This is a genomic window from Mycobacterium sp. 1245805.9, from assembly GCF_001672915.1.
Classification (GTDB): Bacteria; Actinomycetota; Actinomycetes; order Mycobacteriales; family Mycobacteriaceae; genus Mycobacterium.
Genome location: NZ_LZKR01000004.1, coordinates 62,189 through 84,261, shown reverse-complemented (window position 1 = coordinate 84,261; position 22,073 = coordinate 62,189). Strand labels below are relative to the sequence as shown.

At 65.9% G+C, this 22,073-nt stretch carries 24 protein-coding genes; 10 read left to right on the top strand and 14 right to left on the bottom strand.

Annotated features, from left to right (window positions below):
* Positions 1-102 precede the first annotated feature (102 nt).
* Both A9X00_RS00695 and A9X00_RS00690 read left to right on the top strand, forming a co-directional pair.
* On the top strand, positions 103-1,338 hold the full coding sequence (locus tag A9X00_RS00695; protein ID WP_067147725.1) for an osmoprotectant NAGGN system M42 family peptidase: 1,236 nt from the start codon (positions 103-105) through the stop codon (positions 1,336-1,338).
* Between the two features lie 108 nt (positions 1,339-1,446).
* Entirely contained in the window at positions 1,447-1,887 is a 441-nt protein-coding gene (locus tag A9X00_RS00690) for a nuclear transport factor 2 family protein (RefSeq protein ID WP_067147721.1), read from the top strand.
* Positions 1,888-1,897: 10 nt separating this feature from the next.
* Here the strand turns inward: A9X00_RS00690 and A9X00_RS00685 are convergent, their stop codons facing one another.
* Complete coding sequence (locus tag A9X00_RS00685) at positions 1,898-3,103, bottom strand: FAD-dependent oxidoreductase (protein WP_082974602.1); 1,206 nt, start codon at positions 3,101-3,103, stop codon at positions 1,898-1,900.
* A 280-nt stretch (positions 3,104-3,383) separates the two neighbouring features.
* Here A9X00_RS00685 and A9X00_RS00680 point away from each other — a divergent pair, with 280 nt between their 5' ends.
* The gene (locus A9X00_RS00680) at positions 3,384-4,748 is read left to right on the top strand and encodes an NAD(P)/FAD-dependent oxidoreductase (RefSeq protein ID WP_067147718.1); all 1,365 of its coding nucleotides are present in this window, start codon (positions 3,384-3,386) and stop codon (positions 4,746-4,748) included.
* On the opposite strand, the gene A9X00_RS29460 is transcribed toward A9X00_RS00680, so the two are convergent.
* The 7 genes from A9X00_RS29460 to A9X00_RS00650 all read right to left on the bottom strand — a co-directional run bounded on the left by A9X00_RS29460 (position 4,690) and on the right by A9X00_RS00650 (position 11,939).
* Positions 4,690-5,013, bottom strand: a complete 324-nt coding sequence (locus A9X00_RS29460; protein ID WP_156771862.1) for a hypothetical protein — start codon at positions 5,011-5,013, stop codon at positions 4,690-4,692. The genes A9X00_RS00680 and A9X00_RS29460 overlap by 59 nt on opposite strands.
* Before the next feature lie 34 nt (positions 5,014-5,047).
* A complete protein-coding gene (locus A9X00_RS00675; RefSeq protein ID WP_067147714.1) occupies positions 5,048-7,807 on the bottom strand; it encodes an AAA family ATPase in 2,760 nt (919 codons plus the stop codon).
* A gap of 121 nt (positions 7,808-7,928) precedes the next feature.
* On the bottom strand, positions 7,929-9,017 hold the full coding sequence (locus A9X00_RS00670; RefSeq protein ID WP_067147711.1) for a diguanylate cyclase: 1,089 nt from the start codon (positions 9,015-9,017) through the stop codon (positions 7,929-7,931).
* A 255-nt stretch (positions 9,018-9,272) separates the two neighbouring features.
* Complete coding sequence (locus A9X00_RS00665; protein ID WP_067147708.1) at positions 9,273-9,749, bottom strand: SRPBCC family protein; 477 nt, start codon at positions 9,747-9,749, stop codon at positions 9,273-9,275.
* Positions 9,746-10,444 (bottom strand): DUF899 family protein, encoded by a 699-nt coding sequence (locus tag A9X00_RS00660; RefSeq protein WP_067147704.1) that lies wholly within the window; start codon positions 10,442-10,444, stop codon positions 9,746-9,748. The genes A9X00_RS00665 and A9X00_RS00660 overlap by 4 nt, the downstream gene beginning before the upstream one ends.
* A gap of 93 nt (positions 10,445-10,537) precedes the next feature.
* Positions 10,538-11,383 (bottom strand): alpha/beta fold hydrolase, encoded by an 846-nt coding sequence (locus A9X00_RS00655; protein ID WP_067147701.1) that lies wholly within the window; start codon positions 11,381-11,383, stop codon positions 10,538-10,540.
* A 106-nt stretch (positions 11,384-11,489) separates the two neighbouring features.
* Positions 11,490-11,939 carry a nuclear transport factor 2 family protein gene (locus A9X00_RS00650; protein ID WP_067147698.1) on the bottom strand — a complete coding sequence of 150 codons (450 nt, stop codon included), beginning with the start codon at positions 11,937-11,939 and terminating at the stop codon, positions 11,490-11,492.
* A gap of 90 nt (positions 11,940-12,029) precedes the next feature.
* Between A9X00_RS00650 and A9X00_RS00645 the strand changes: the two genes are divergently transcribed.
* The 5 genes from A9X00_RS00645 to A9X00_RS00625 all read left to right on the top strand — a co-directional run bounded on the left by A9X00_RS00645 (position 12,030) and on the right by A9X00_RS00625 (position 13,866).
* Positions 12,030-12,422 (top strand): hypothetical protein, encoded by a 393-nt coding sequence (locus A9X00_RS00645; RefSeq protein WP_067147695.1) that lies wholly within the window; start codon positions 12,030-12,032, stop codon positions 12,420-12,422.
* 75 nt (positions 12,423-12,497) lie between these two features.
* A complete protein-coding gene (locus tag A9X00_RS00640; protein WP_067147692.1) occupies positions 12,498-12,926 on the top strand; it encodes a nuclear transport factor 2 family protein in 429 nt (142 codons plus the stop codon).
* Positions 12,927-12,996: 70 nt separating this feature from the next.
* A complete protein-coding gene (locus A9X00_RS00635) occupies positions 12,997-13,230 on the top strand; it encodes a hypothetical protein (protein WP_067147689.1) in 234 nt (77 codons plus the stop codon).
* Positions 13,220-13,531, top strand: coding sequence for a type II toxin-antitoxin system PemK/MazF family toxin (locus A9X00_RS00630; protein ID WP_067147686.1), 312 nt, complete (start codon positions 13,220-13,222; stop codon positions 13,529-13,531). The genes A9X00_RS00635 and A9X00_RS00630 overlap by 11 nt, the downstream gene beginning before the upstream one ends.
* Positions 13,532-13,635: 104 nt before the next feature.
* Positions 13,636-13,866 carry a DUF167 family protein gene (locus A9X00_RS00625; protein WP_067148088.1) on the top strand — a complete coding sequence of 77 codons (231 nt, stop codon included), beginning with the start codon at positions 13,636-13,638 and terminating at the stop codon, positions 13,864-13,866.
* 79 nt (positions 13,867-13,945) lie between these two features.
* Here the strand turns inward: A9X00_RS00625 and A9X00_RS00620 are convergent, their stop codons facing one another.
* From A9X00_RS00620 to A9X00_RS00600, 5 genes are all read right to left on the bottom strand, one after another.
* Positions 13,946-14,149 (bottom strand): cold-shock protein, encoded by a 204-nt coding sequence (locus A9X00_RS00620; protein ID WP_067147683.1) that lies wholly within the window; start codon positions 14,147-14,149, stop codon positions 13,946-13,948.
* A 111-nt stretch (positions 14,150-14,260) separates the two neighbouring features.
* Positions 14,261-14,815, bottom strand: a complete 555-nt coding sequence (locus tag A9X00_RS00615) for an FKBP-type peptidyl-prolyl cis-trans isomerase (RefSeq protein ID WP_067147679.1) — start codon at positions 14,813-14,815, stop codon at positions 14,261-14,263.
* A gap of 64 nt (positions 14,816-14,879) precedes the next feature.
* Positions 14,880-15,275, bottom strand: coding sequence for a thiol-disulfide oxidoreductase DCC family protein (locus tag A9X00_RS00610; protein ID WP_067147676.1), 396 nt, complete (start codon positions 15,273-15,275; stop codon positions 14,880-14,882).
* A 260-nt stretch (positions 15,276-15,535) separates the two neighbouring features.
* The gene (locus tag A9X00_RS00605) at positions 15,536-16,729 is read right to left on the bottom strand and encodes a serine hydrolase domain-containing protein (RefSeq protein WP_067147674.1); all 1,194 of its coding nucleotides are present in this window, start codon (positions 16,727-16,729) and stop codon (positions 15,536-15,538) included.
* Positions 16,726-18,192 (bottom strand): biotin carboxylase, encoded by a 1,467-nt coding sequence (locus tag A9X00_RS00600; RefSeq protein ID WP_067148085.1) that lies wholly within the window; start codon positions 18,190-18,192, stop codon positions 16,726-16,728. The genes A9X00_RS00605 and A9X00_RS00600 overlap by 4 nt, the downstream gene beginning before the upstream one ends.
* Positions 18,193-18,457: 265 nt before the next feature.
* Between A9X00_RS00600 and A9X00_RS00595 the strand changes: the two genes are divergently transcribed.
* Both A9X00_RS00595 and A9X00_RS00590 read left to right on the top strand, forming a co-directional pair.
* A complete protein-coding gene (locus tag A9X00_RS00595) occupies positions 18,458-20,065 on the top strand; it encodes an MFS transporter (protein WP_067147671.1) in 1,608 nt (535 codons plus the stop codon).
* A 123-nt stretch (positions 20,066-20,188) separates the two neighbouring features.
* The gene (locus tag A9X00_RS00590; protein WP_067147668.1) at positions 20,189-21,478 is read left to right on the top strand and encodes an EAL domain-containing protein; all 1,290 of its coding nucleotides are present in this window, start codon (positions 20,189-20,191) and stop codon (positions 21,476-21,478) included.
* Between the two features lie 26 nt (positions 21,479-21,504).
* Here the strand turns inward: A9X00_RS00590 and A9X00_RS00585 are convergent, their stop codons facing one another.
* Complete coding sequence (locus A9X00_RS00585; protein WP_156771861.1) at positions 21,505-22,062, bottom strand: MarR family winged helix-turn-helix transcriptional regulator; 558 nt, start codon at positions 22,060-22,062, stop codon at positions 21,505-21,507.
* Positions 22,063-22,073: the final 11 nt, after the last annotated feature.

Sequence of the window (22,073 nt, the reverse complement as noted above, 5' to 3'; positions counted from 1 at the left end):
GTCCATCGGGCTCCAACTGTAGACCTCGCGGCTAGGCCCTCTCGCTCCCGCGCGAACCGGTAGGTTAAACCCGGATCCCGAACGAACCGAAAGGGAGAGACTGTGCCCGAAACCGCGGCCATGGCCGAGGCCGACCGCGCGTGGATGATCGACACGCTGCTCGCGTTGCTGCAGACCCCGAGTCCCGCGGGGCGCACGGATGCGGTGATGCAGCTGATCGGCGACATCTTCGACGATTTCGGCGTGCCGTTTACCCTCACGCGCCGCGGCGCGTTGACCGCCGAACTGCCGGGGGAATCCGCGACCATCGACCGGGCGCTGGCCGTTCACGCCGACACCATCGGCTGCATGGTGCGCAGCCTCAAAGACAACGGGCGCCTCGAGTTGATTCCGGTCGGCACCTTTTCGGCCCGGTTCGCCACGGGTGCCCGCGTGCGAATTTTCAGCGACGACCCCGACGAGTTCATCACCGGAACGGTCTTGCCGCTCAAGGCCAGTGGACACAGCTTCGGCGACGAGATCGACACCCAGCCCACCGATTGGAAGCACGTCGAGGTCCGCGTCGACCGCAAGGTCTCCTCGCGGGAGGACCTCGTCAGGCTGGGCGTGAACGTCGGTGACTTCGTCGCGTTGATCGCCAGCCCCGAGCTCACCGCCGACGGCTTCATCGTTTCCCGTCACCTCGACGGCAAGGCCGGCGTCGCGATCGCGCTCACGCTGGCCAAGCACTTTTCGGAAAACAAGATCGTGCTGCCGCACCGCACCACGATCATGGTCACCATCACCGAGGAGGTCGGCCACGGGGCGAGCCACGGCCTGCCCGCCGACGTCGCGGAGCTGGTCTCGGTGGACAACGCGGTGTGCGCGCCCGGCCAGCACTCCATCGAGGATGGCGTCACGATCCCGATGGCCGACATGCACGGCCCGTTCGACTACCACCTGACGCGGAAGCTGTGCCGGCTCGCCGACGAGCAAAAGATTCCCTTCGTGCGGGACGTGTTTCGCTATTACCGTTCGGACGCCGCCGCGGCGATCGAAGCGGGCGCGGGCACCAGGGCCGCGCTGGTCGGCTTCGGGCTCGACGGCAGCCACGGCTGGGAGCGCACCCACATCGACTCGCTGGAGGCGGCCTACAACCTGCTGCACTGCTGGTTGCGGACCCCGTTGACCTTCGCCAAGTGGGACGCCAAGCCGTCGGGTCCGCTGCGTGACTTCCCGTCCTCCAAGCAGCCCGCGCCGAGCGAGCAGTGGGTGCCGCTGTCGCGCGGTGAGCACGCCGAACCCGGCGATGCGTCGCCGGGCGCGCACTGGCCGCCCTCGGAGGGGCCCCAGGCCTGAGGCGCGCGGGTCTTTACCCAACCCGATCGAGGGGATAGCGTGTTTGGCTTGGCATTAAATCAACCAGTTTATTTAGGCCGTGACTCATCGACGAGTTAGGAAAACACCATGCCCCAGGCCGTCGCCACAAATGCGAACGAAAAGCTCGTGCTCGACTTCCTGCATGCGGCTTACGGCGAGCGCATGGACGTCGAAGCGATGACCGCGTTGATGGCGGAGGACTTCGTCTGGCAGCTGCACGTGCCCCTCTCGCCGGTGGTCGTGGGGCGCGACGCGGCGCGCGCCGAGCTCGAAAAACACAGCAGCCTCTCGACCGGAATGATCGAGGGGAGCGAGATTCGCACGGTCGTGTCGAACGCGGACACCGTGGTGGTCGAACGGGTCGACGTGAATGCGATGAACGGTGTCGCGGTCACGTTCAACGTCACCGCCCTCTTCGAGGTCCGCGACGGCACGATCACGCACTGGCGGGAGTATTGGGACACCAGCCACGTCGCTCAGCAGCTTGGCATCGACCCGGCGCACATGTTCGACCCGCTCGCCGGCTAAGAAGCTCGAACTAGGAAGCGTGTGCGTCCGGGGTGCGTACGTGCTCGGGGCGGAAGCCGCGTCCGACGATGATCGGCGGGATGAACTGCAGGGGACCGCGACCGATGAAGCGGGGAATCTTGATCGGGGAAAGGTCGCCGGTCAAATTGGGTTCGACCGCCCGGTCCTGGATGAAGACCTGACCGGCCTGGATGATTCGGGTGGGTAGCTCGCGGCGGCGCTGAACCTTGGCGAGATCAGCATCGGTCAACCGGTTTTCGCGAAGTGGGGCGCACAGAATATTCGCCGCGGCGACCGCGCCGGCGACGGCGAGGTTGATGCCGACCCCTCCGGCCGGAGACATGGCGTGCGCGGCGTCGCCGATGCAGAGCAAGCCGGTGCGCCACCAGGTCTCGAGCCGGTCCACCCGCACGTCGAGATGGCTGGTGTCGTCCCAGGAATGCAGGTCGTCGACGTGTTCGCGCAGCCGCGGTTGGGCGGCGACCAGGCGCTCTTTGAACGCCTCCAGCGAACCGTCGCGCGGGTCGGTTCCCTTGGGCATGAGGTGGGCGACCTGCCAGTAGTCCCCCCGGTAGATCATGGCCATCAGCAGGCCCTTACGGGCGACTCCGAAAAGCTCTTGTGGATCGCCGGGACGCCATTTCAGCCGGAACCACAACACGTCCATCGGCGAGTGCGCGGCGGCGAGGTTCAGACCGGCGGCCTCCCGCACGGCGGACTTGCGTCCGTCCGCGCCGACAACCAGCTCGGCACGCACCTCCAGTTCCGGCGTGCGCACCCCGACGACCCGGTCGCCGTCGAAGATCAGCTCTTTGACCTCGGCGTTGCGGATCAAGGTGAATTCCGGGTAGGCACTTGCCTTTTCGGCAAGGAAGTCGAGGAAGTCCCACTGCGGCATCAGCGCGATGTAGGGCTGGTTGAAACCCAACCGTTTCAGCGCGCTGAAGTTGCCGAAGGTGCGAAGCGTCCCGTCGGCGTCGAAGGCGACGCGGGTGATCTTGGTGTGCGGCAGGCGCAGGAACTCGTCGACGAACCCCAGCTCGTCCATGATCCGAAGGGTGGTGGGGTGCACGGTGTCGCCGCGGAAGTCGCGCAAGAAGTCGTTGTGTTTCTCCAGCACGACGACCTGGACGCCGGCGCGGGCGAGCAGAAGAGCGTGAACGAGTCCGGCGGGACCGCCGCCGGCTACACAGACCTGGGTTCGCAGAGCGGTCATGAGAGGTGACCCTACCCGGGCACGGTCTGGGCCAGCTCGTCGCTTCTCTAAGAACGGCGCGTTCCTAATGGACTCCCATGTCGCGGTCGGCCCAGAGTCGGGCGGTTCGGAATTGCGCTGAATAACCTTGTGACCGAACGTGTTTGGGCGGCTTTCCCCGGACCGAACCATGGCACAGCTTCGCGCTTGATCTAAACGTTATCTAAGAATGCTCTTACGATTTCCTTAATCTTGCGGTAGCGTCGGCGGCAGCGGTTCGTCGAGCTATCGGGGAGGCGATGTGAAGCGATTCGATGTCGTGGTGGTGGGTGCGCGCTGCGCCGGTTCACCGCTGGCGACGATGCTCGCGCGAAGGGGCCTGAGCGTCTGCCTGGTCGACCGTGCCCAGTTCCCGTCGGAGACGCCGTCGACTCACATAATCCAGTCCTGCGGCGTGCAGGTGCTGCAGCAGCTCGGCGTGCTCGACGACGTCTTGGCGGCCGGTGCCGTCCCGCTCGACCGGATGACGATGGTGATCGACGACGACGTTCGGATCGAGGCGAAGGTCGATCCCGCGCTCAGGGCCCCGCGCGGCGTATGCGTCCGGCGGGTGACGCTGGATGGGTTGCTGGTCGAGGCGGCGGCCGCGGCGACCGCCGACGTCCGCGCGGGCCTGCGCGTCACGAACCTCGTCACCGAAGACGGCCGCGTCACTGGGGTAGACACTGTTGCCGGCCCCATCAAAGGGCAGTTGGTGGTCGGCGCCGACGGCCGCCACTCGACGGTCGCCGCGCTGGCCGGTGCCCGCGAATATCACGTCGCCGAGCCCGGAAAGATGTTTGCCTGGGCCTATTTCGAGCATGTGCGTGAGCCGGAAGGGCACGCGCGGCTTGGACGCCGCGGTGACCTGGGCTTCCTCGCCAGCCCAACCGACGGTGATCTCTACATGGCCGCGATCGGGATCGATATGGCGAAGCAAGCCGAGTTCCACGCGAATCGTGACGCCAACTTCGCGGCCGGTCTGCGGGCCTGGCCGGAACTCGCCGACGTGATCGGCGACGGGCGGCGCGTCGGCCCGATCCGGGTAGTGACCAAGTGGCACGGGTACTTCCGAGAGTCCGCCGGCCCCGGCTGGGTCCTCGTCGGCGATGCCGGCCATTTCAAGGATCCATCGCCGGGGCAGGGCATCGGCGATGCGTTCCGCCAGGCCCGTCGGCTGGCCGATTCGATCGAGGCCGGGCTGGGCGACACGACTCCCGACGAGGCAATGCAGCGCTGGTGGCGGTGGCGCGACGACGATGCGTATGAAATGCACTGGATGGCAAGCGACTTCGGCACACCGGGTGCGTCGACGCCGTTCAATACCCGCTTGATGAAGGATATCGCCGGCGATCCCAAAGCCACCCAGACGCTGCTCCGCGTGCTTAACCATGAGGTCCGCCCGTCACAGCTTTTCACGACGCGCCGAGTCGCCCGGGCCGCCGCGCGCGCATTGCGGGATAGGCCGGACCGGCTGATCGCAACGGTCAAGGAGATCGTCAACGCCGGGACGCGGAACGCGCGCCGTACTCGGCAGGCGCGGATCGCCCCGTGGGATATGGAAAGCCCTAAGCCTCAGTCGGCGATCGAAAATCCTGCCCTTGCCACCAGCCGACGGCGGCACTGATCCGTTCCGGGGGAGCGCCGGCGTCGGCGCAGGTTTCCGCGACCGCCTCGGCCGAATCGGCGGCAAACACCCCGAATGCGTAGTCGTCCGCGGGAACGGCCACGGCCATCAGCAATCGGACCTGTCCACCGCGGGCCGACGTCGCCGCGGCGCAGTCGTTGAGGCGTTGAGCGGTTTCGCCGATCCAGTGCCCGGGCGCGCGGGGGCCGTACCACTCGACCAGAAATGACTCTGCTCCTGCGCCGACGCTCGCCACCTCGGCCACGCTATAGATAGTGGCGGCCGCTTACATCAGGGGTTTACCTACTCATATCCGATTCAGATTTTCGCGATTGCAGTGCTTGGTAGAGCTCCGCGCGCGAGCGGATGTTGAGCTTGCGGTAGACGCGACTGAGGTTGACCTCCACCGTCTTGGGACTCACGAACAGCGCGACCGCGATGTCGCGGTTGATCATCCCCGAGGCGGCCAGCTCGGCGACACGCTCTTCGGTCGCGGTCAACCCCTGCTCGCGCCGCCTGCCCGAGACCCCGCGCGCCAATTCCGCCTCGGCGCGCTCCGCCCACACCGTGGCACCGAGCTGCTGGAAAGTTTGCAGGGCGTCGCGCAGGGTCGAAGTCGCATCGGCGCGCCGCTGGCGGCGTTGCAGCTGACCCAGCAACAGCTGCGTGCGGGCGCGCTCGAACGGCATCGCCAGGCGTTCGTGCTCGGTGATGGCGAGCTCGGCGGTTGTCACCGCGGCGGCGATATCGCCGCGTCCCGCCTGCAGCAACGCGCGGCAGCGCATACCGACGGCCAGCGTCCATGCGCGATCGAGCCGACGGCCATTGCGCTCGAAGGCTTCGACCAACGGCTCGGCCTCATCGAAGCGGCCAAGGCCGATCATCGCCTCGACGGCCTCGGGAACGAAAGACGACGAGATGATTTCACTCGCATCCGGGAACATCCGCACCATCGGCAGCAGCGGCTCGAGCGCGCTGAGGGCCGCTTGATAGTCGCCACATGACACCTCGACAAATCCGGCCAGCGTGGTGGGCCACTCGGCCAAACGCGTTGAGCCGCAGCGCTGGCCGGCCGCGATCGCCTCGCCCAGATCGCGCCGGGCGTCGTGGAGGCGGCCGGCATAGGCGGCAACCGCGGCCCGAACGGTCAGCGCGATGAACAATGGGAAGTCGCCGCCGAGCTGTGTTGCCACTTCCATCGTCGCGTCAGCGGTACCGGCCGCGCTGTCGAGTCTGCCGAGCCAGATCTCAACGAGAACAAGATGAAATCCGACGAAGGTCAGCTCGCCTTCCTCGCCGAGAACGAGGCACTGCTGGCCCAGCTCCACCAACTCCTTACGCGCCTGCTCGAGTTCACCGGTCCAAGCGCGCAGTAGCGTCAGCTGCACGTGGGGCCGAAATGGCAACGGAATGCGGGAGCTTGCCTCTTCCAGCTCGACAGCGCGACGCAACGCGGACTGGTCGAAGCCTTGACCCGCCATGAAGTCCATCATCGCCCGCATCCCGAGGGCGGGGCTCAGCAGAGCCCCGGCGCCAATGCGCTCGGCGTCGGCGAGGGCATGCTGAACCCGCTCATAAGCCTGCGCGGGTCGCCCGGCGTTGAGGAGGGCGAACGACAAGCTGATCGAGATGCGTACCCGTAAGCCCGTGTCAGCGTCGCAGTCTCGCAACGCGGCCTCGAGTAATTCCGCCGCCTCGGGAAAGCTGTCGCCGTAGAGGCGCACCAACCCCAGCTGATGTAGGGCCTCGGCACGGATCGGCCCAGCGGGAAGCGTGGCTACGACCCCGTCGAGGATCTGCCGCGCGCGCCCCGGATCTCCCGCATCGAAATAGTGCGTCGCACAACGAATCTTGCGCCGCGGGTCGTCGGCCCCGAGACCTAAGGCAAGTTCGAGCAGTTCGGCGGCGGCCGCCGGTGCCCCCCTGTCGCGCGCGATAACGGCGGCCGCGTCGAGGGCAGCCACGGTTTCCGCATCTCCAGACGTGTCGGCCAGGGCGAGGTGGCGGGCGCGCAGCTCGGGCTCGGTGACGAGTTCGGCCAGGCGCCGGTGCATTTCGCGGCGACGCCGAGCCGGCGCGGCGCTGTAAACTCCGTGCGCCAGGATCGGGTGGGTAAAGCGGAGCCGGTGTCCCTCGATAACGATTACGGCTTGGGTCTCGGCCTCACCGAGCGACTGCACCACCTGATCCGGCGTCGAGTCAGTGGCGCGGGCCACCACCGGTACCGTCGGATCCGGCAGGCTCGCGATAGCCAGCAACACATCTGGGGCGCCGACCCGACCAATCCTCGACTGGACCAACTCATTGAGGCTGCCCGGCAAACTCAAGTCGGAAGCACGCCCGCCCGAGCCCAGTCCCCGCGCCAGCTCCAAGGCGAAAAACGGGTTCCCCCCGGCGATCTCATGAATTCGCAGCAACGCAGGACGCGCGACCGAACGACCCAACCGAAGCACCAAAACCTGATGCAGCTCACCAACCGTCAACGGCCGCAGCCGAATTCGCAGCGTCGCGTCCGGGCGGGGCACCTCTAGGCGCGCCGCAGACCCCTGGTCACGCGTCGTACACACGACCGCCGCCCCGGCCGGCAGCCGCCGCGTCGCATAGGCCACCACATTCGCGCTCGAGGTATCCACCCACTGCAAATCATCGATCGCGATCACCACCGGGCTTTCGGCGGCCAGGCGGCCGATGACAGTCACAAACGCCGCCGCCACCGCGCGAGGATCAATGTTGTGCGCCTCGACCCGGTGCCGCAACACCGCGCCGTCCAACGCCCGCTGCTGCGGAATCGGCAAATCCGCCCAAACCGAGTCATCGACATCGCCGAGCAAATCGGCCAACACCGTGTACGCCAGCACCGACTCGGCCGCAGCCGCCCGACACCTCAATACCCGAAACCCACGCTTCCGGGCCCGCTCAACCACGTCCAACCACAACGTCGTCTTGCCGATACCCGGCTCACCCTCGATAACCAGGCCACACGCCTGACGCGACACACAATCAAGAAATTCGACAACGACTCGTTCTTCAGCCCGCCGACCGACGACCTGCTCCGCCATATCGAATCCCCACGCCCGCGCGCCCCGTCATCGTACGCACCACTGTCCCTTAGACAGGCTAAGACAGCGCGCGCCGTTTGGCGCAGGATCTAGGTTCCTCGCGGCTGTGTGGACTCTGTCGTCAGGACATCGCCGCCGGCGCGGGGGAGCGGTGGTGTCGAGCTTGGTTGCCGCCGCATCTCTTGGCCTCGTACATGGCGGCGTCAGCCTCGCCGACCAGCCGGCGCAGCGCTTGTTCCACGTCGTCGCAGCCCACGCTGCGCAACGGCAGGGTGGCGGTCCCCACGCTGGCCGTTACCGAGGCGGGAATTGCCGCCACCGCATTGCACAACTTATGGCCCCATCCCTGCGGCCGTTGGGTCGCGACGACGTCTGCGATCAAAAATTCTTCTCCGCCGACGCGGCCGACGACCGCGCTCTCTTGGCACGCGGCGGTAAGCGCGCGGGCGGCCGCAACGAGCGCCTCGTCGCCGGCCGCATGTCCTCTGCTGTCGTTGACCGCTTTGAAATGATCGAGGTCGACCATGGCCACCGCCAGGAACATGTGGTCGTGGCCGGCCAGCATCCGGCCGATGATGGCGCGGTCGCAGGCCCGCCGGTTCAGCAGACCGGTGAGCGGGTCGCGGTCGGCGCGCAACAGATCCACACCCAACGTCCGGATGACGATATGGATTGCGAAGGGGACGACCACGTTGAGTTCGAGCACCAGAAAGTAGCCGGTGAAGGCCAGCGTCGTCTCACCGGCAGCGACCAGGCGGGCCACCTCGACACCGCCCGCCGCGCCGGCCAGCAAGAAATTGACGACCATATATCGCGCGGTGTGGAAAAAGGCGAGGTAGCCGCCGGACACGGCCAGGGCCGAGCATGCCATCAGCGCGACGATCGGTTGGGTTTGCGTCAGGCAGCCGATCACGATGCTCGCGCTGCCGGTCATTGCAAAGAAGATCGATTGACGGCGTGTGGGCCAACGGGTCAACCAGACCATTGCCATGATTAGCCCGATCACTCCGGCCAGCACCGACGCCGCCAGCGAAAGGCTCGGGTAAAACGGGGTCACTCCCCACAGGGCGTTTGCGGGCCACAACGCCAGCGAGGCCGACACCCCTGCCATGGTGCGGCGGGTGGTGGTGCCCAGCCCGTGAGCCTGCAGGTAGCCGGTCAGCCAGTCGAAGTGGTCAGGCCGTCGCCACGACGCCGCCAACCAACTCATTGCGAGCCTTCCGATTGGAAAATTCACCGACCCAACGTCGCTGAAGCCAGGCTTGGATTTCTACCAAAGTAAACCGGATTGCGCGAATTTGGGGGCCAATTCGGAAGTGCGGTTCTGAGGGGAATGGGCACGCAAAAACACGTGGTCTAAGCGAAAACCGCGAAATTCGATCCCGTCGTCTTCATTCGGTGTCCGCACATGAAAATGGGTTTGTTCAAAGCGGTTTGGCGTACCCGAGGGCTGCGGGACCGTTCGTCAACGCGCGACCGCCTGGTCCAGGCTCGCTAGCGACGCGGCGAGGTAGTCCTCGGCGAAGATCGGCATTTCGCCGACCCGCTCGCGGAAGTCCTGCGGCGTACCGCTCCAGTCGTAGGTGAGGGTGACGTCGGTGCCATCCCCGTTCGGCGCCAGGTCGTAGCGCCAGAACCAGCCGCCGGGATTGTGGTTGCCCGCCTCGTCGAGCTGGCCCGGTATCCACCCGATCGCGCGGTCCTTGTCGAACACGTTCACCAGGTTGTGGACGACGTAGTGGCCGCCGGCCTGGGTGAGGAACATGTTCATCGCGAACATCTGTCCCTCGGCGGTGATCGGTCCGGTGTCCACCGCGTCGCGGACCCAGTCGGTGGGCTCGGTGCTGCAGTGGCGGGCGGGGTCGGCGAGGACGGCGAAAATCTGTTCCGGCCTCGCGGCGATGGTGCGGGTGACGACGTAGCGTTCGGCGATCGTGGTCATGCGTTGTCCTTGGGTCCATAGGCCGCGGCGATGTCGGGGGAGTCGAGCCAACCCGAGTATGTCGGCCGGGAGGGCCAGCCCGGGGGCGAATCGAGCCATTCCTCCTGACGGCCCCACGGCAGGATGTCGATCAGCCCGAACGAATGGCTGAGCTGCTCGGTGCCCCGCCCGTTCGTATGCCAGGTGCGGTAGACGGTGTCGCCGTCGCGCAGGAACACGTTGACCCCGAAGCCGCCCCCGGGCGGGGCATCCATGTCGGCGCCGAACGAGCTCTCCGACGACGAGTACCACTCCATCCGGTTACCGACCTTGCGCTTGTAGGCGAGCGCCTCGTCGATCGGTCCGTTGGTGACGATGACGAAGCGGGCGTCGTAGTTGTCGAGGAACTCCAGCCGGGTGAATTGCGACGTGAAGCCCGTGCATCCACCGCACTGCCACTCAGCGCCGTCGGACCACATGTGGTGGTACACGATGAGCTGCGACCGGCCGTCGAACACATCGGCCAGGCGGACGGGCCCTTCGGCCCCGATCAGGGTGTAGTCCGGCAATTCGACCATGGGCAGCCGGCGCCGCTGGGCGGCGATCGCATCCAGCTCCCGGGTAGCGGCCTTCTCGCGCTTGCGCAGGTCGTCGAGCGCGGCGCGCCAGGTCTGCTGGTCGACGATCGGCGGTAGAGCCGTGTTGTTCGAGGGCATCGGATCCAGACCTCTTTCGTTAGCGCTGTCGATTACTCCGTTCTCTTAGGTATGACTGGTGGCGCGCCCGGAACTCATCGCTGGCGATCGGTGCTAGGCCCTCACCGCGGTGATCGTCGCTATCGCGTCGATCACCGCATCGGGCTGATCAAGGGCGACAAACGTTTTTGCGTCGGGCACCTCGATCAGCTTCGCGTTTTTGAACAACCCGGCCAGCCGCCGGCCCAGGCCCGGGGTGAAGCAGCGGTCGCGTTGGCCCCACACCAGCGTGACGGGCTTGGTGAACCCGGGGAGGCGGGTGGCCACGTCGGTGAGATCGAAGGGGGCCACCCGACGCAGCAACGCCGCCAGGTCGCGGCGGATGCGGGCGTCCCTGAGGCAGGGCTGTACCCAGTCCGAGGTGAGGTCCGGACCGGCCTTGCTGACGAGCAGGCCGAACCCGAAGAGCGACTGGCGCACCGCGCGGAACCTCAGCGGTTGGGCTAGCGCCTTGATTGAGGCGGGGCCGCGAAGCACCGCGAACGCAACGTCGAAGGGGAAGGGCGGGCACTTGTCGAAGGCGTCGCAGTTGGTGAGCACCAGGCGGCCGATCCGGTCCGGGTGAGCATCGACGACCAGTTGGCATATCCCACCTCCGGTGTCGCTGCCAACCAGTGTCACGTCGGAGAGGTCGAGGGCGACGAGCGCGTCGTTGACCATCTCCGCGACGCCGGGCAGCGACAGCGCGGTGGCGTCATTGACGGGGATGGTGTGCGAACCCAGCGGCCACGTCGGCACGATGCAGCGGAAACCCCGACGCGCCAAGCCGTCGGCGACGTCGCGCCACAGTTGACCGTCGACAAGGATGCCGTGGACAAACAGCACCGGCGGGTGCGGCGAATCCTGCGGTCCGAATTCCTGGTATTCGATGGTGGCCTGGCGAAGTGCAAGCTGTGGCATGTCGGTTGTCCCTCCTTGCGCGTTTGGTACCGACCTCATATGTCATCGCACTTCACGGCCGCTGCCAGGTCGACGCAAGGGACTGCCAACTACTGCCAATGGCGGGTCACGGCTCCAGGTTCAGCAGCCCCGCGCCGGTCGTCATCTCCAGAGGCACCGACACGTGGTCGTGCGCGATGAACCAGCGGCCATCGAGCTTGCGGAAGCACGTCGTCGCGCGGACCCAGAAGCCGGGGGTGGTCGGTCCGCTCTTCAACGTGCCGCTGAGCCGATTCAGGCTGTAAGCAAATGCCACGTCGTCGCTCACGGTGATGGTGAGGTCGCGAATCTCGTAACCGAGCGGGTGCTCGTATGCCGCGAAGACGCGCTCCCAGTTCCGCCGTTTTGCTTCCGCGCCCACGTGTCGCAGAGGGGGTTCGAGGTCGAACGACACGACGTCGGGGGCGTAGATCGACATCACGGCTTCGAGATCCGCGGCGCGAATCGCGCCGGTCAGCTCGTCGGTTCGCCGGCGAATGTCGGCTTCGTCGTCCGAGTGTTCAGTAGCAACGTTCACAGGATTCACGGTAGCCGGGCCGGGCGGGCCTTGACCTCGATGACCGGGCTCGGTTCGATTGATGCATATGCCGACTGGGGGAGGCTCGAAATGAAGACGTGGATTACCCGTGCGGTGTCCGCCGCGGCCGTGGCGTTGGGGTCGATGGCGGCCGTGACGATCGCGATGCCGGCGGTGAGCCGGGCCGACTGCGCGAACGGCGAGTGGTGGGACGCGAAGGCCAACATCTGTCGACCGCTCGGGGCGCCGATCCCGCTGCAATGCGACGCGGGACAGTGGTGGGATCCGACGGCCGACACGTGCCGACCGCTGGGCGTCGGACCGCAACCCCTGGCGTGCGATGCCGGCCAGTGGTGGGATCCGACGGCCAATGTGTGCCGCCCGCTCGGTGTCGGTCCGCAGCCGCTGGCATGCGACAACGGTTGGTGGTGGGATCCGACCGCCAATGCGTGCCGTCCGCCGCTCGTGCCGCCGCCCGGCTGATCCGCCCTTCGGGTTGGCGGTTCTTGGCAGTGTCGTGCGTCGAGATGGCAGCAACCCGGTCGGCATCGTGGGGGAGTGAACAAGCGCTCCGCCGCTGAAGAGTTCGTTTTCAAGTTCGCCGATTTCTGGCACGACCCGTCACCGCAGCGGCTGCCGGAACTTCTGCACCCCGACGTGGTTCTCGTGCAACCTCTCGTGGGTCGGATGATCGGGATCGAGGCCGCGCAAGCGGAGTTCCGACGTATCTGGTGCTGCCTTCCAGACTTACGCGGTGGCGTCGACCGATGGTGCGGAGACGACGACCTCTTGTTCATCGAGTTCCGGCTGCACGCCCCGATTGGGGGCCGAATCATCGAGTGGCCCAACGTGAACCGGCTGGTGCTGCACGATGGCAGGGCGATCGAACGCGTCACCTATTTCGATCCTCTCGCGATCCTGCCCACGCTCCTTCGGCACCCGTCCATATGGTGGCGATGGTTGCGCGCGCGAGCAGGCAAGTCGTGACACGGCGGCCTGTTGGTCGACCCTCGGAGGGCGGCGCCTACGTCTTACATTTTGTATTACACTCGATTCCGTGGCTGACACGATCACCTTTCGCCCGGACGAGGATGCGTCGCGCGCGCTTGCCGTCTTGACCAGGGATGGCACACCGGTGTCTGCGGCTGTGCGGGCAGCGCTCATCGAGACCGCGCGCCGAAAGGCTGCGGCGGCCGTGCGCGCCGAGGCCGAAGAGCTGGCCGCAGACGAGGCGGACCGTGCCGAGGCAATGCAGGTGCTGCGCGACATGGAGACACTGCGTGCGTGGTGAGGTTTTCCGGCTTCATGCTCCTCGGCGGGGACGCGGACACGAGCAGGCCGGCCCGCGATACGCCGTCGTAGTCCAATCCGACCAGCTGCCGTTGTCGACATGGCTAGTGGCGCCCACATCCACATCAGCTCGGGCCGCGAGCTTTCGACCTGAAGTCGAGATTGACGGCCAAGCGACGCGGGTGCTGGCAGAACAAACCGCGGCGGCGGATCCGGGTCGCCTCGGCATGAGCGTGGGTTTTCTCAGCCTCAATGAGATGCGACGCGTCGATGCCGCGTTGCGGATTGTGCTCGACCTCTAACACCACTAACCGCGGTTACTGAACCTGTTGGGCTACAACGCAATGCCAGATTTGGCCGTTCGCTCCCGGGATATTGCGAGACAATTACAACCATGGCGGAGTCGATGAGGGTGTCCGTCGTCGTCAAGGTCAAGCCCGGCAGCCGAAAGGGGCCCCTCGTCGAGGTCGGTCCTGACGGTGAGTTGACAATCTATGTCCGGGAGCTGGCGGTGGATGGCAAGGCCAACGACGCCGTTGCCCGGTTGCTGGCGGCGCACCTTCAGTTGCCAAGAAGCCGAGTCGAGTTGGTATCCGGAACGACGGCACGGACCAAACGTTTTCGCGTGAGCGGTTGAGCATTGCGTACAGCATCGAGAACTACAAATGGGCTGGTGCGAATTAACGCACCAGCCCACTGTCAGGTTTGTGAGTTTCCTAGACGGCTGTGACTCCTACTGCCTGAGGACCTTTCGCTCCTTGCCCGACCTCGAACTGAACCCGCTGGTTCTCTTCGAGGGTGCGGTAGCCGCTGCCCTGGATCTCGGAGTAGTGGACGAAGAGGTCCTTGTCACCTTCGTCAGGGGTGATGAAGCCGAAGCCCTTGTCCCCGTTGAACCATTTCACAGTTCCCTGTGCCATTTACTTACTTCTCTCATTCAAATGTGGATGTACCAAAAACATCCAAGCGATCAGGCTAGCATGCGCGGGCGCGGTTGTTGAAAATGATTCAGGCGGTGGAAAAATCGGCGCTCAGCTCGAGGCGCTGAGGATCTTGATTGCGAAGACGAGCGTGTCGCCCGGCCGGATGCCCGCGCTGGGCTGACCGTTCGGGTATCCATCCGCGGAGGTCATTGCGACCGCGACGGTCGACCCGACCTTTTGTCCCGCGATGGCCTTCTGGAAGCCCGGCACGACTCCGCCGAGTGGGAAGTCGACCGCGCCGCCCCGTTCGTAGCTGCTGTCGAACACGGAGCCGTCGCGTCCGTTGACGCCCATGTAGCAGACGGAGACTTTGGCCGTGGCCGGGACCACCGGTCCGTCTCCGGCGTGCAGCGTCTGCACCTGGGTCTGGGTCACGCTGAACGGCGTCGTCACGTTCACCCGCGGAGCCGTCGTATCCGTGGATCCGGTGACCGCGACGCTGCCGGTGGTTCCGGTCAGCGTCCACTCGGGCGTTCCGCCGCTTGGCGGTGCGGCAGTCGGGCACGCGCCGGCCGCGGTTGCCGCGCCGGGTGCGGCCAGGGGGAGGACGAACGCTGCCACACAAGCCGCGAGCGTGATGGAGGATGACTTCACGGCCGTCACGCTACAGTCGCTTATTGCGTCCCTTACCGGTGGCCCACCCCGGGTTTCTTCAGGCGAAGTGGGATCAGGACGCTTGCGGGGAAAGGCACTCGTCGGGTTCGGATTCGCACAACGGCGTGACTCCGCGGAATCGATACCGGTGGGCGGCCACCCACCGATAGACCGCCTCCTGCACTGAACGGATTCCTGGCACACGGTAGATGCGTAGCGGCAATTGCGTTCCCAGAGCGGTCGATAGCGCCGCGTTCATCGCCTCCGCGCCGGCGAACACCGCGCCAGACGAATCCAGCCACCAACTCGTTTCGGGCACGCGTTCGGTCGCTACTCCCAGCCGCTCGGAGACTCCGGGCTTCTGCATCGGCTCCGTTCGCAGCCGCCCAGTCCTGTTGAGCCGGAGGAGAACGTTGCGCGCACGCGTGCACACCCCGCACTTTCCGTCGAAAATCAGAACGCCATCCATACTTTCGAGTGTGCCCCTCTGGCGTTTGAAGCGCGATGTACCGACGGTCACTGGCGATTCTTATCGACGCACAGTAAGCTCATAGCAAGTAGTGAACGTTTCCGTCTACAATATCCAGAACGAAGGCGCCATGTACACCGCACCATCGCCTTTTGACGACCCAACCGCGCCGATCGACGTTCAAACCTTGCGGGCGTGGTGGGACCGCCAGCGGCGGGAGAGGCAGGTCGTGGAGCGACGGAAGCCAGCGCAGGCGACGTTCATTCGTCAGCGATAGCCGCGATGGGGGAGTCGGCCAGTTCCTTTGCAACCGCATCGAACGCGCGCAACGTGTCCAGCATGTGCGGCTCGTGCGAGTGCGGCTGGGTGGATAGCTTGGCGGCAACCATCTCTGCGGCGCGGTTGACGTAGATCATCTGACCGCACATGCCCAGGCACAGCGCGACGTTGCCGTCGGGGTAGGGGAGCCACACTTGGTTGCGGTACATCCCGCCGGGCAGCTCGGTGTCATCGGGGCTGGCGGCGAATGCCTCCCGCGAGTCGGGGCCGCCGTCGAGGGTGTCGGCGATCCACGCCGCCGGCACCACTTGCTTTCCGGTCGACGAGGCGCCGTCGTGCAGGAGTAGCGACCCGAACCGGATCATGTCAGTGAGGCAGGCGCTGATGCCGCCGTCGAAAAAGCCGGTTCCGGTCGAGTCGACGCCGATGGTGGCGTCGTGTTGGGCGCCGATCCGGCTCCACAGCAGGTCGGACATCAGCTCCGGCATCCGCTGGGTGCCGGCGACTTCGCAGATCCAGCCCAGGACGTCGGTTTCGCACGAGCGATATTCGAAGGGCCCGCCGTGGGCCGACTTCTGCCGCAGGGTCAGCAGGAACTCCTGCAACGTGGCGGGTGCGTCCGGCCGAGTCCTGGGTGCCCATCCCATCGCCTGGTCGAGTAAGTGGATCTCCGCGGCCGGGTCGCCGTAGTTTTCGGAGAAGGCGATGCCGGACCTCATGTCCAGCAGGTGGCGCACCGTCGCGCCGGCGTAGCCGCAATTCGCCAGGGCGGGAACGAATTTCGTGACCGGCGAATCAAGGTCGATCGCGCCGGCGCCATGCAGCGCGCCGACGACGGTTGCCACCAGCGACTTGCTCACCGAAAACAGCAGGTGCCGGGTGGAGGCGGTCATGCCGCCGAGGTATTCCTCGGCCGCCATCGACCCGCGATAGGCGACGGCCCAGCCGTCGGTCGCCGTGGCGGCCATCACGGCGCCGACGGTGGTGGCCGTCCCGTTGGTGTTGGTCACCGCGATCTCGTCCAGGGGAGCGGGGGCTTCGGGCAGCGTGGCGATCGGCCCGGTCCCGCGGGAGATCGGCGCCGTCGGCACGAAATCTTCGACGTGTTGGAACGACCAATGCGAGTAGGGCGGCGCGAGCCAGTTGTCCAGTGAGATGCCCGGCGGGCGGCTCACGCGCGTGCGACGAGCCGCGAGACGATCGGCGCGGCCGGCGTCAGGGGCGTCGAGACGAACTTCGCCTTCATGCCCTTGACCCAGCGCTGGCAGCGATCGCTGAGCTGATAGTCGTCCGTCTGCAGGTGCGAACGAGTGACCAGGACGCCAAGTTGAGCGCCCTCGGAACGCAAGTCGCCAGGCGCGGCGACCCGCATGTAAAAGGCCTCGGAGCCGTCCAGCAGGGTGGCCCAGTCGTTGGCGGTCCGCGAAAAGGAGACGCGACCGTCGTCGTCGATGCGCCAGACCCCGGTGCGCGGCGTTGCTGTGAAGATCTCGATGTCCGGCGAGGTCTCGGTCAGTATCACCTGGCCCCAGACCTCGTCCTCGCCATAGCCCCGCTCCCAGCGCGCGTTGATCTCGTCGATGTCGAGCTCGTACTCGACGTCCATGTACTCGAGCAGGTGAAAGAGGAACAGCGGCATGTCTGCGTAGGCCTCGGCGGTCAGGTTCGTCATCGGGCTGGCGCCGCTCAGGCGCGGGTTCACCTCGCCGAGGTAGAGCTCGTCGGAGTCGAGGTCGTGCAAAAGGTCCACCTCGAAGTAGCCGAGGTAACCCTCGCGGCGCATGACGTCGCCCAGCTTGGTCACCATTTCTCGCGCGGCGTGCGTCTGGGCGGGCGGCAGCACCTCGTGCCAGATGTCATTGCCGCACCAGCTGCCCCGGCTCGGTGTCAGCTCCGAGTAACCGACGAGACTCGTCATCGCGGGGCCGACGACGGTGCCGTGGCGGGTGACGGCACCCTCGAGGCACACCTCGACGTTGCGGATCCGCTTCATGACCTTGAGGTCCTGCCCGACCAGGTCACCGGCGTGCTGGTCCCAGTCGCGCTGACCGTGCACGAAGAACGTGCCGCTGCCGGCGTTGCCATATGCGATCGAGATGACGAGGTCGTCTCCCAAGCCGGCGCCTTGTGCGAGCGTCAGCAATTCGTCATAGGAGCCGGCCCGCCCGATCGTGTTAGGCACGCTCGGCACGCCCGCCTCGTCGGCCAGGCGCGTCATGACGATCTTGGAGCCCAGGCGATTGCGCAGCTCGATCGGCGGATGCATGACCTCGAGACCCGCCGACCGTGCGAGGGCCTGGATTTCCTCGTTCATCATCACAAAGCAGCACTTGCCGCCGGGGCCTTTACCCGCGATGAACTCGAGCGTCTCGGGATCGGACAGGAGGTGGCTGCACACCTCGTCCATGGAGTCGAAATCGCGACGGTCGCGTCGCCGGGGCACGAACACGCGCGAGTGCGTGCCCTCGAAAGAGTCAAAGTAGGTCAGGTAGAAGAAGTTTCGTATCCAGCGGTCCACGCCCAACAGGTTGAACGGAGTCGGGGAGATGAAGTAAAGCGGCGTCTTGTTGGTGTGGAAAAACGCCCGGATGTCCGAGAGGCCGTCCAGCTTGCGGCGCGGCTGCGGCTCGGTTGGCATCTTCACACCACCCGTGCTGGCGTCGGCGCCTGGGACAGGGGCCCCGCGCTCGGCGCGATGGCGATGCAATGACAAATCTCCATTGCACAAGTGTGCTCGATGCCGATCGGCGGGGAAAGTGGAGAGTCCCCGAGCCGGTGCCGGCGGTTGCTGAAATCGACGTTTCCGCCTTGGCGATTCAGCACGTGTGCAAGACTCGCGATGTTGCGGCGTCATGCGGCCCGGGCCGGAGGGCGGTGTGTAGGTCGCCGACAAATCTTCCAAGATGATTACTCAAGAAGGCGCCGACGGAGCGCACCCGTCGACCTGGGCGCCGTTGCGCGGTCGCGTCTTTCGCGCTTTGTTCGTTACGCAGTTCGCCTCCAACATCGGCACCTGGATGCAGATCGTGGCGGCCCAGTGGTTCTTGGTGGAATCGCACAGCAGTGACGTCGTCGTGGCACTGGTTCAGACCGCGAGCCTTGGGCCGACCCTGCTGTTGGGGTTGTTCGCCGGAGCGCTCGCCGACCTTTTCGACCAGCGCCGCCTCATGGTCCTACAGTCCTATGCGGTGCTGGTAGCGCTGGCGTTAGCGCTGGTGACTTACCTCGGACGGCTCGACCCGACATCGTTATTGGCGTTCACCGTGGCCATCGGTTGTGCCTCCGCACTCACTGCTCCGGCCTGGCAGGCCATCCAATCCGAGGTCGTTGCGCGTGAGCAGATATCTGCTGCCGCAACACTAGCCAGCGTTTCCGTCAACGTCGGCCGTGCGGTCGGGCCTGCGCTCGGCGGTGTCGTAGTTGCGCTGGTCGGGCCCGCCGCGGCGTTTGCGTTGAACGCGGTGTCGTTCGCGGGCATCATCTTCGCGCTGATGACGTGGCATCGGTCCCGGCAGCTGTCGCCCCTCGAGCGTGAACGTCTCAGCCAAGCCGTCGTCAGCGGACTCCGATACGTCCGCCATGGGCCGATATTTCGCAGGATTTTGCTACGCGCAGCGCTCTTTCTCTTTCCCGCGTCGGCCCTGACGGCGCTGTTGCCGGTGGCCGCCGCCCAACGGTGGGGGACCGGGTCCAGCGGTTACGGTGTCGCGTTGGGCGCCATCGGGCTTGGTGCAGTCCTGGCCGTCGCGGTGGCCGCGCGGCTGCGCCGGCGGTTCTCGGACAACGTTTTGTCGGCCGCATGCGCCGTCGTCTATGGTTTTGCCCCGCTGGCCGCGGTGTGGCTGCCGTTCGTCGCGGCGACGCCGTTTCTCGTATTGTCGGGGACGGCGTGGCTGATCACCCTCACGACGCTGAACGCCGCGGCACAGCTGTCCTTGCCACGGTGGGTTCGAGCCCGCGCGTTGTCGATCTATCTTCTGGTCCTCACGGGTTCGCAAGCGATCGGCTCGTATGCCTGGGGGCTCGTCGCCACACGTGAGGGACTCGACGTCGCGATGATCGCGTCCGCCATCTTGTTGGGGGCGGTCGCACTTAGCGTCTGGCCGTTTCCCCTGCGGCCCGCGACCGGCAAGGTGAACGTCTTCGACGTTTCCTCGACCTTGCCGGTGCCGACGCTGATGACAGAACCGTCAGCCAACGATGGGCCGGTCCTGGTGAGTGTCCGTTACCAAGTAGCGGCTGAGAATCTCGGCGATTTTGTGACAGCGATGGGTGCGGTCAGGCGGTCACGGCTGCGCACGGGCGGCCACAGTTGGCAGCTGTATCAACGTGTGGGAGAACCGGACACGTTCATCGAAAGGTTCACCGTCGCGTCGTGGACCGAATTCGAACGCCAGCGCACGGAGCGCTGGTTAGCCTACGACTCACAGGGCACCGCAGAGGCCATCGGCTATACGGTCGACAAGAAGCGGCGTCCCGAGTACTACCTGGCGGTGCGTGTGCCTCGATGATTTTGCGGCGGCCGGGCCGGTAGCCCGGCGGGTTAGGCTCCGCTTTGAATCTCGCCCGCATTTGGCGCGCGGTCGTTATCGTAAACGGCGCGACCCGCACACGCCGCTGAGAACGGGGGTGAGATGTCGGAGAGCCTGGCGCAGGCGTTGGCCGCGTCGATGGACCCGGTGTCTTTGATGGGACGCATTGCTGAGCAGGCTTGTGCGTTTATGCAAAAGGCCGATGGAGCAGCAGTCACGCTACTTCGCGCCTCCGATAACGCGTACGTGACCGTTTCTGGACACGGTGTGCTCGCGACAACGCCGGGTTTCGTGGTGCCCAAACAGAGCAGCATCCAGGGGCTCGCGGCGCGGGAGAAACACCCAAAGCTGATTGACGATGCCCTTGCCGACCGACGACTGTCGGCACGTGTTCGTGCGATGAACAAACAGTGGGGCACCCGGTCGTGGGCGGCGATTCCCCTGATGTACAACGACGACGTCATCGGTTCACTGCTCCTGGCCGCGACGGCCCCCGCCGCGTTCACCGACGCAGATGTCGACGCGATGCTCGCCATCAGCGAGTTCGTTTCCGCGGTGATCGGCGCCCAGTCACAACTGTCAACACTGCTGACCCACGTGATGACCGACAGCGACGAGCGCGGGCAACGCGCCCTCACAGAGCGATTCATCGCCTCGGTGATGTTGCCGGAGGCGATGGACACCGAAGCGCTGCAAGATCAAGTGGACACACTGCTGGCGGACCCGACCGCCCTCAGTGCGGTCTTTCAACCCATCGTCCATCTGAAAAGCGGCACGACGATCGCCTACGAGGGGTTGATACGGTTCCCCGCATCGTCGTCGGAGATGACGCCAACGCAATGGTTTAGCGCTGCCCGGCGCGTGGGCCGAGGCATCGACTTAGAACATGCCGCGCTGTGCACCGTCCTCAATAGTGCTCGCGACATCCCCAGTGATCGTCCAGTCGCCGGCAACCTGAGCCCGACCGCCGCGCTGGACCCGGCGATTCAAGACCTGCTTATGGCCCAGGACCGGCCGTTGATCTTGGAAATCACCGAGCACGAACCGTTTCCCGATAACCTCGGCCCGGAGCTGAAGCAGCTGCGCGATCGCGGAATACGCTTGGCAGTCGACGATGCCGGCGCCGGATATGCCAGCTTCACCCAACTGCTGCGGTTACATCCGGACATCATCAAGATCGACGGGGAGTTGATCGTTGGCATCGACGACGATCCGGTCAAACGTGCGTTGGCAACCGCACTGAACTCGCTGGCGTCCGAACTGCACGCGAAATTGGTGGCCGAAGCTGTGGAGACACCCGGCCAGCTGCAGACGCTGATTCGTCTCGGCATCGAATACGGCCAAGGCATTCAGCTTGGAGCCCCTCGACCAAGCGCTCAAACGCCGATATAGCTGGCGGACATCACCTTCCGGCTGCATCATGGGTCGTCGGCCGCGTTCGCGGCTGGGCACTGGCCGATGTCGCGCCCGCAGGCTGACGCATCGCATAGCCGACACAGCCAGCCGCCGCTGGGCGGTTCGCCACGTCGGCGACGTTCGAGGCGGTCGCGCGCCGATGTTGTCACGATCGCACGGCTGATCGCGCGAAGCTGATTGCCTTGCTCGCCACTGAGATCACTGAGCGTGGCGGCGACTGCATCACGGCGGGCTTGACGCAGCCGCAACGCAAGTCGTCGTCCTTCCAAGGTCAGCACAAGGGAGCGGGTGCGCCCGTCCGCACCGGGCGCGCGGTCGACGAGCCCGTCGCGCGCCAGTCGGTCCACGATCCGGACGCAGCCCGAGTGACTGAGACCTAGCATCGAGCACAACGACTGAACGGATCCCGCGTGCGCTAAGTCTGCCAATGCGACGAGTGCGACAGCGGCGCTGCGATCGTGTCGGGTTGAAGCCTCGAGCGAGTCGTAAACGGCGTCGCTGATGGCGAGCGCCGCCGCTGCCACCCAGTTGATCAGCTGCTCGCGGTCACGCTCGTCCATCGCACCTGCCA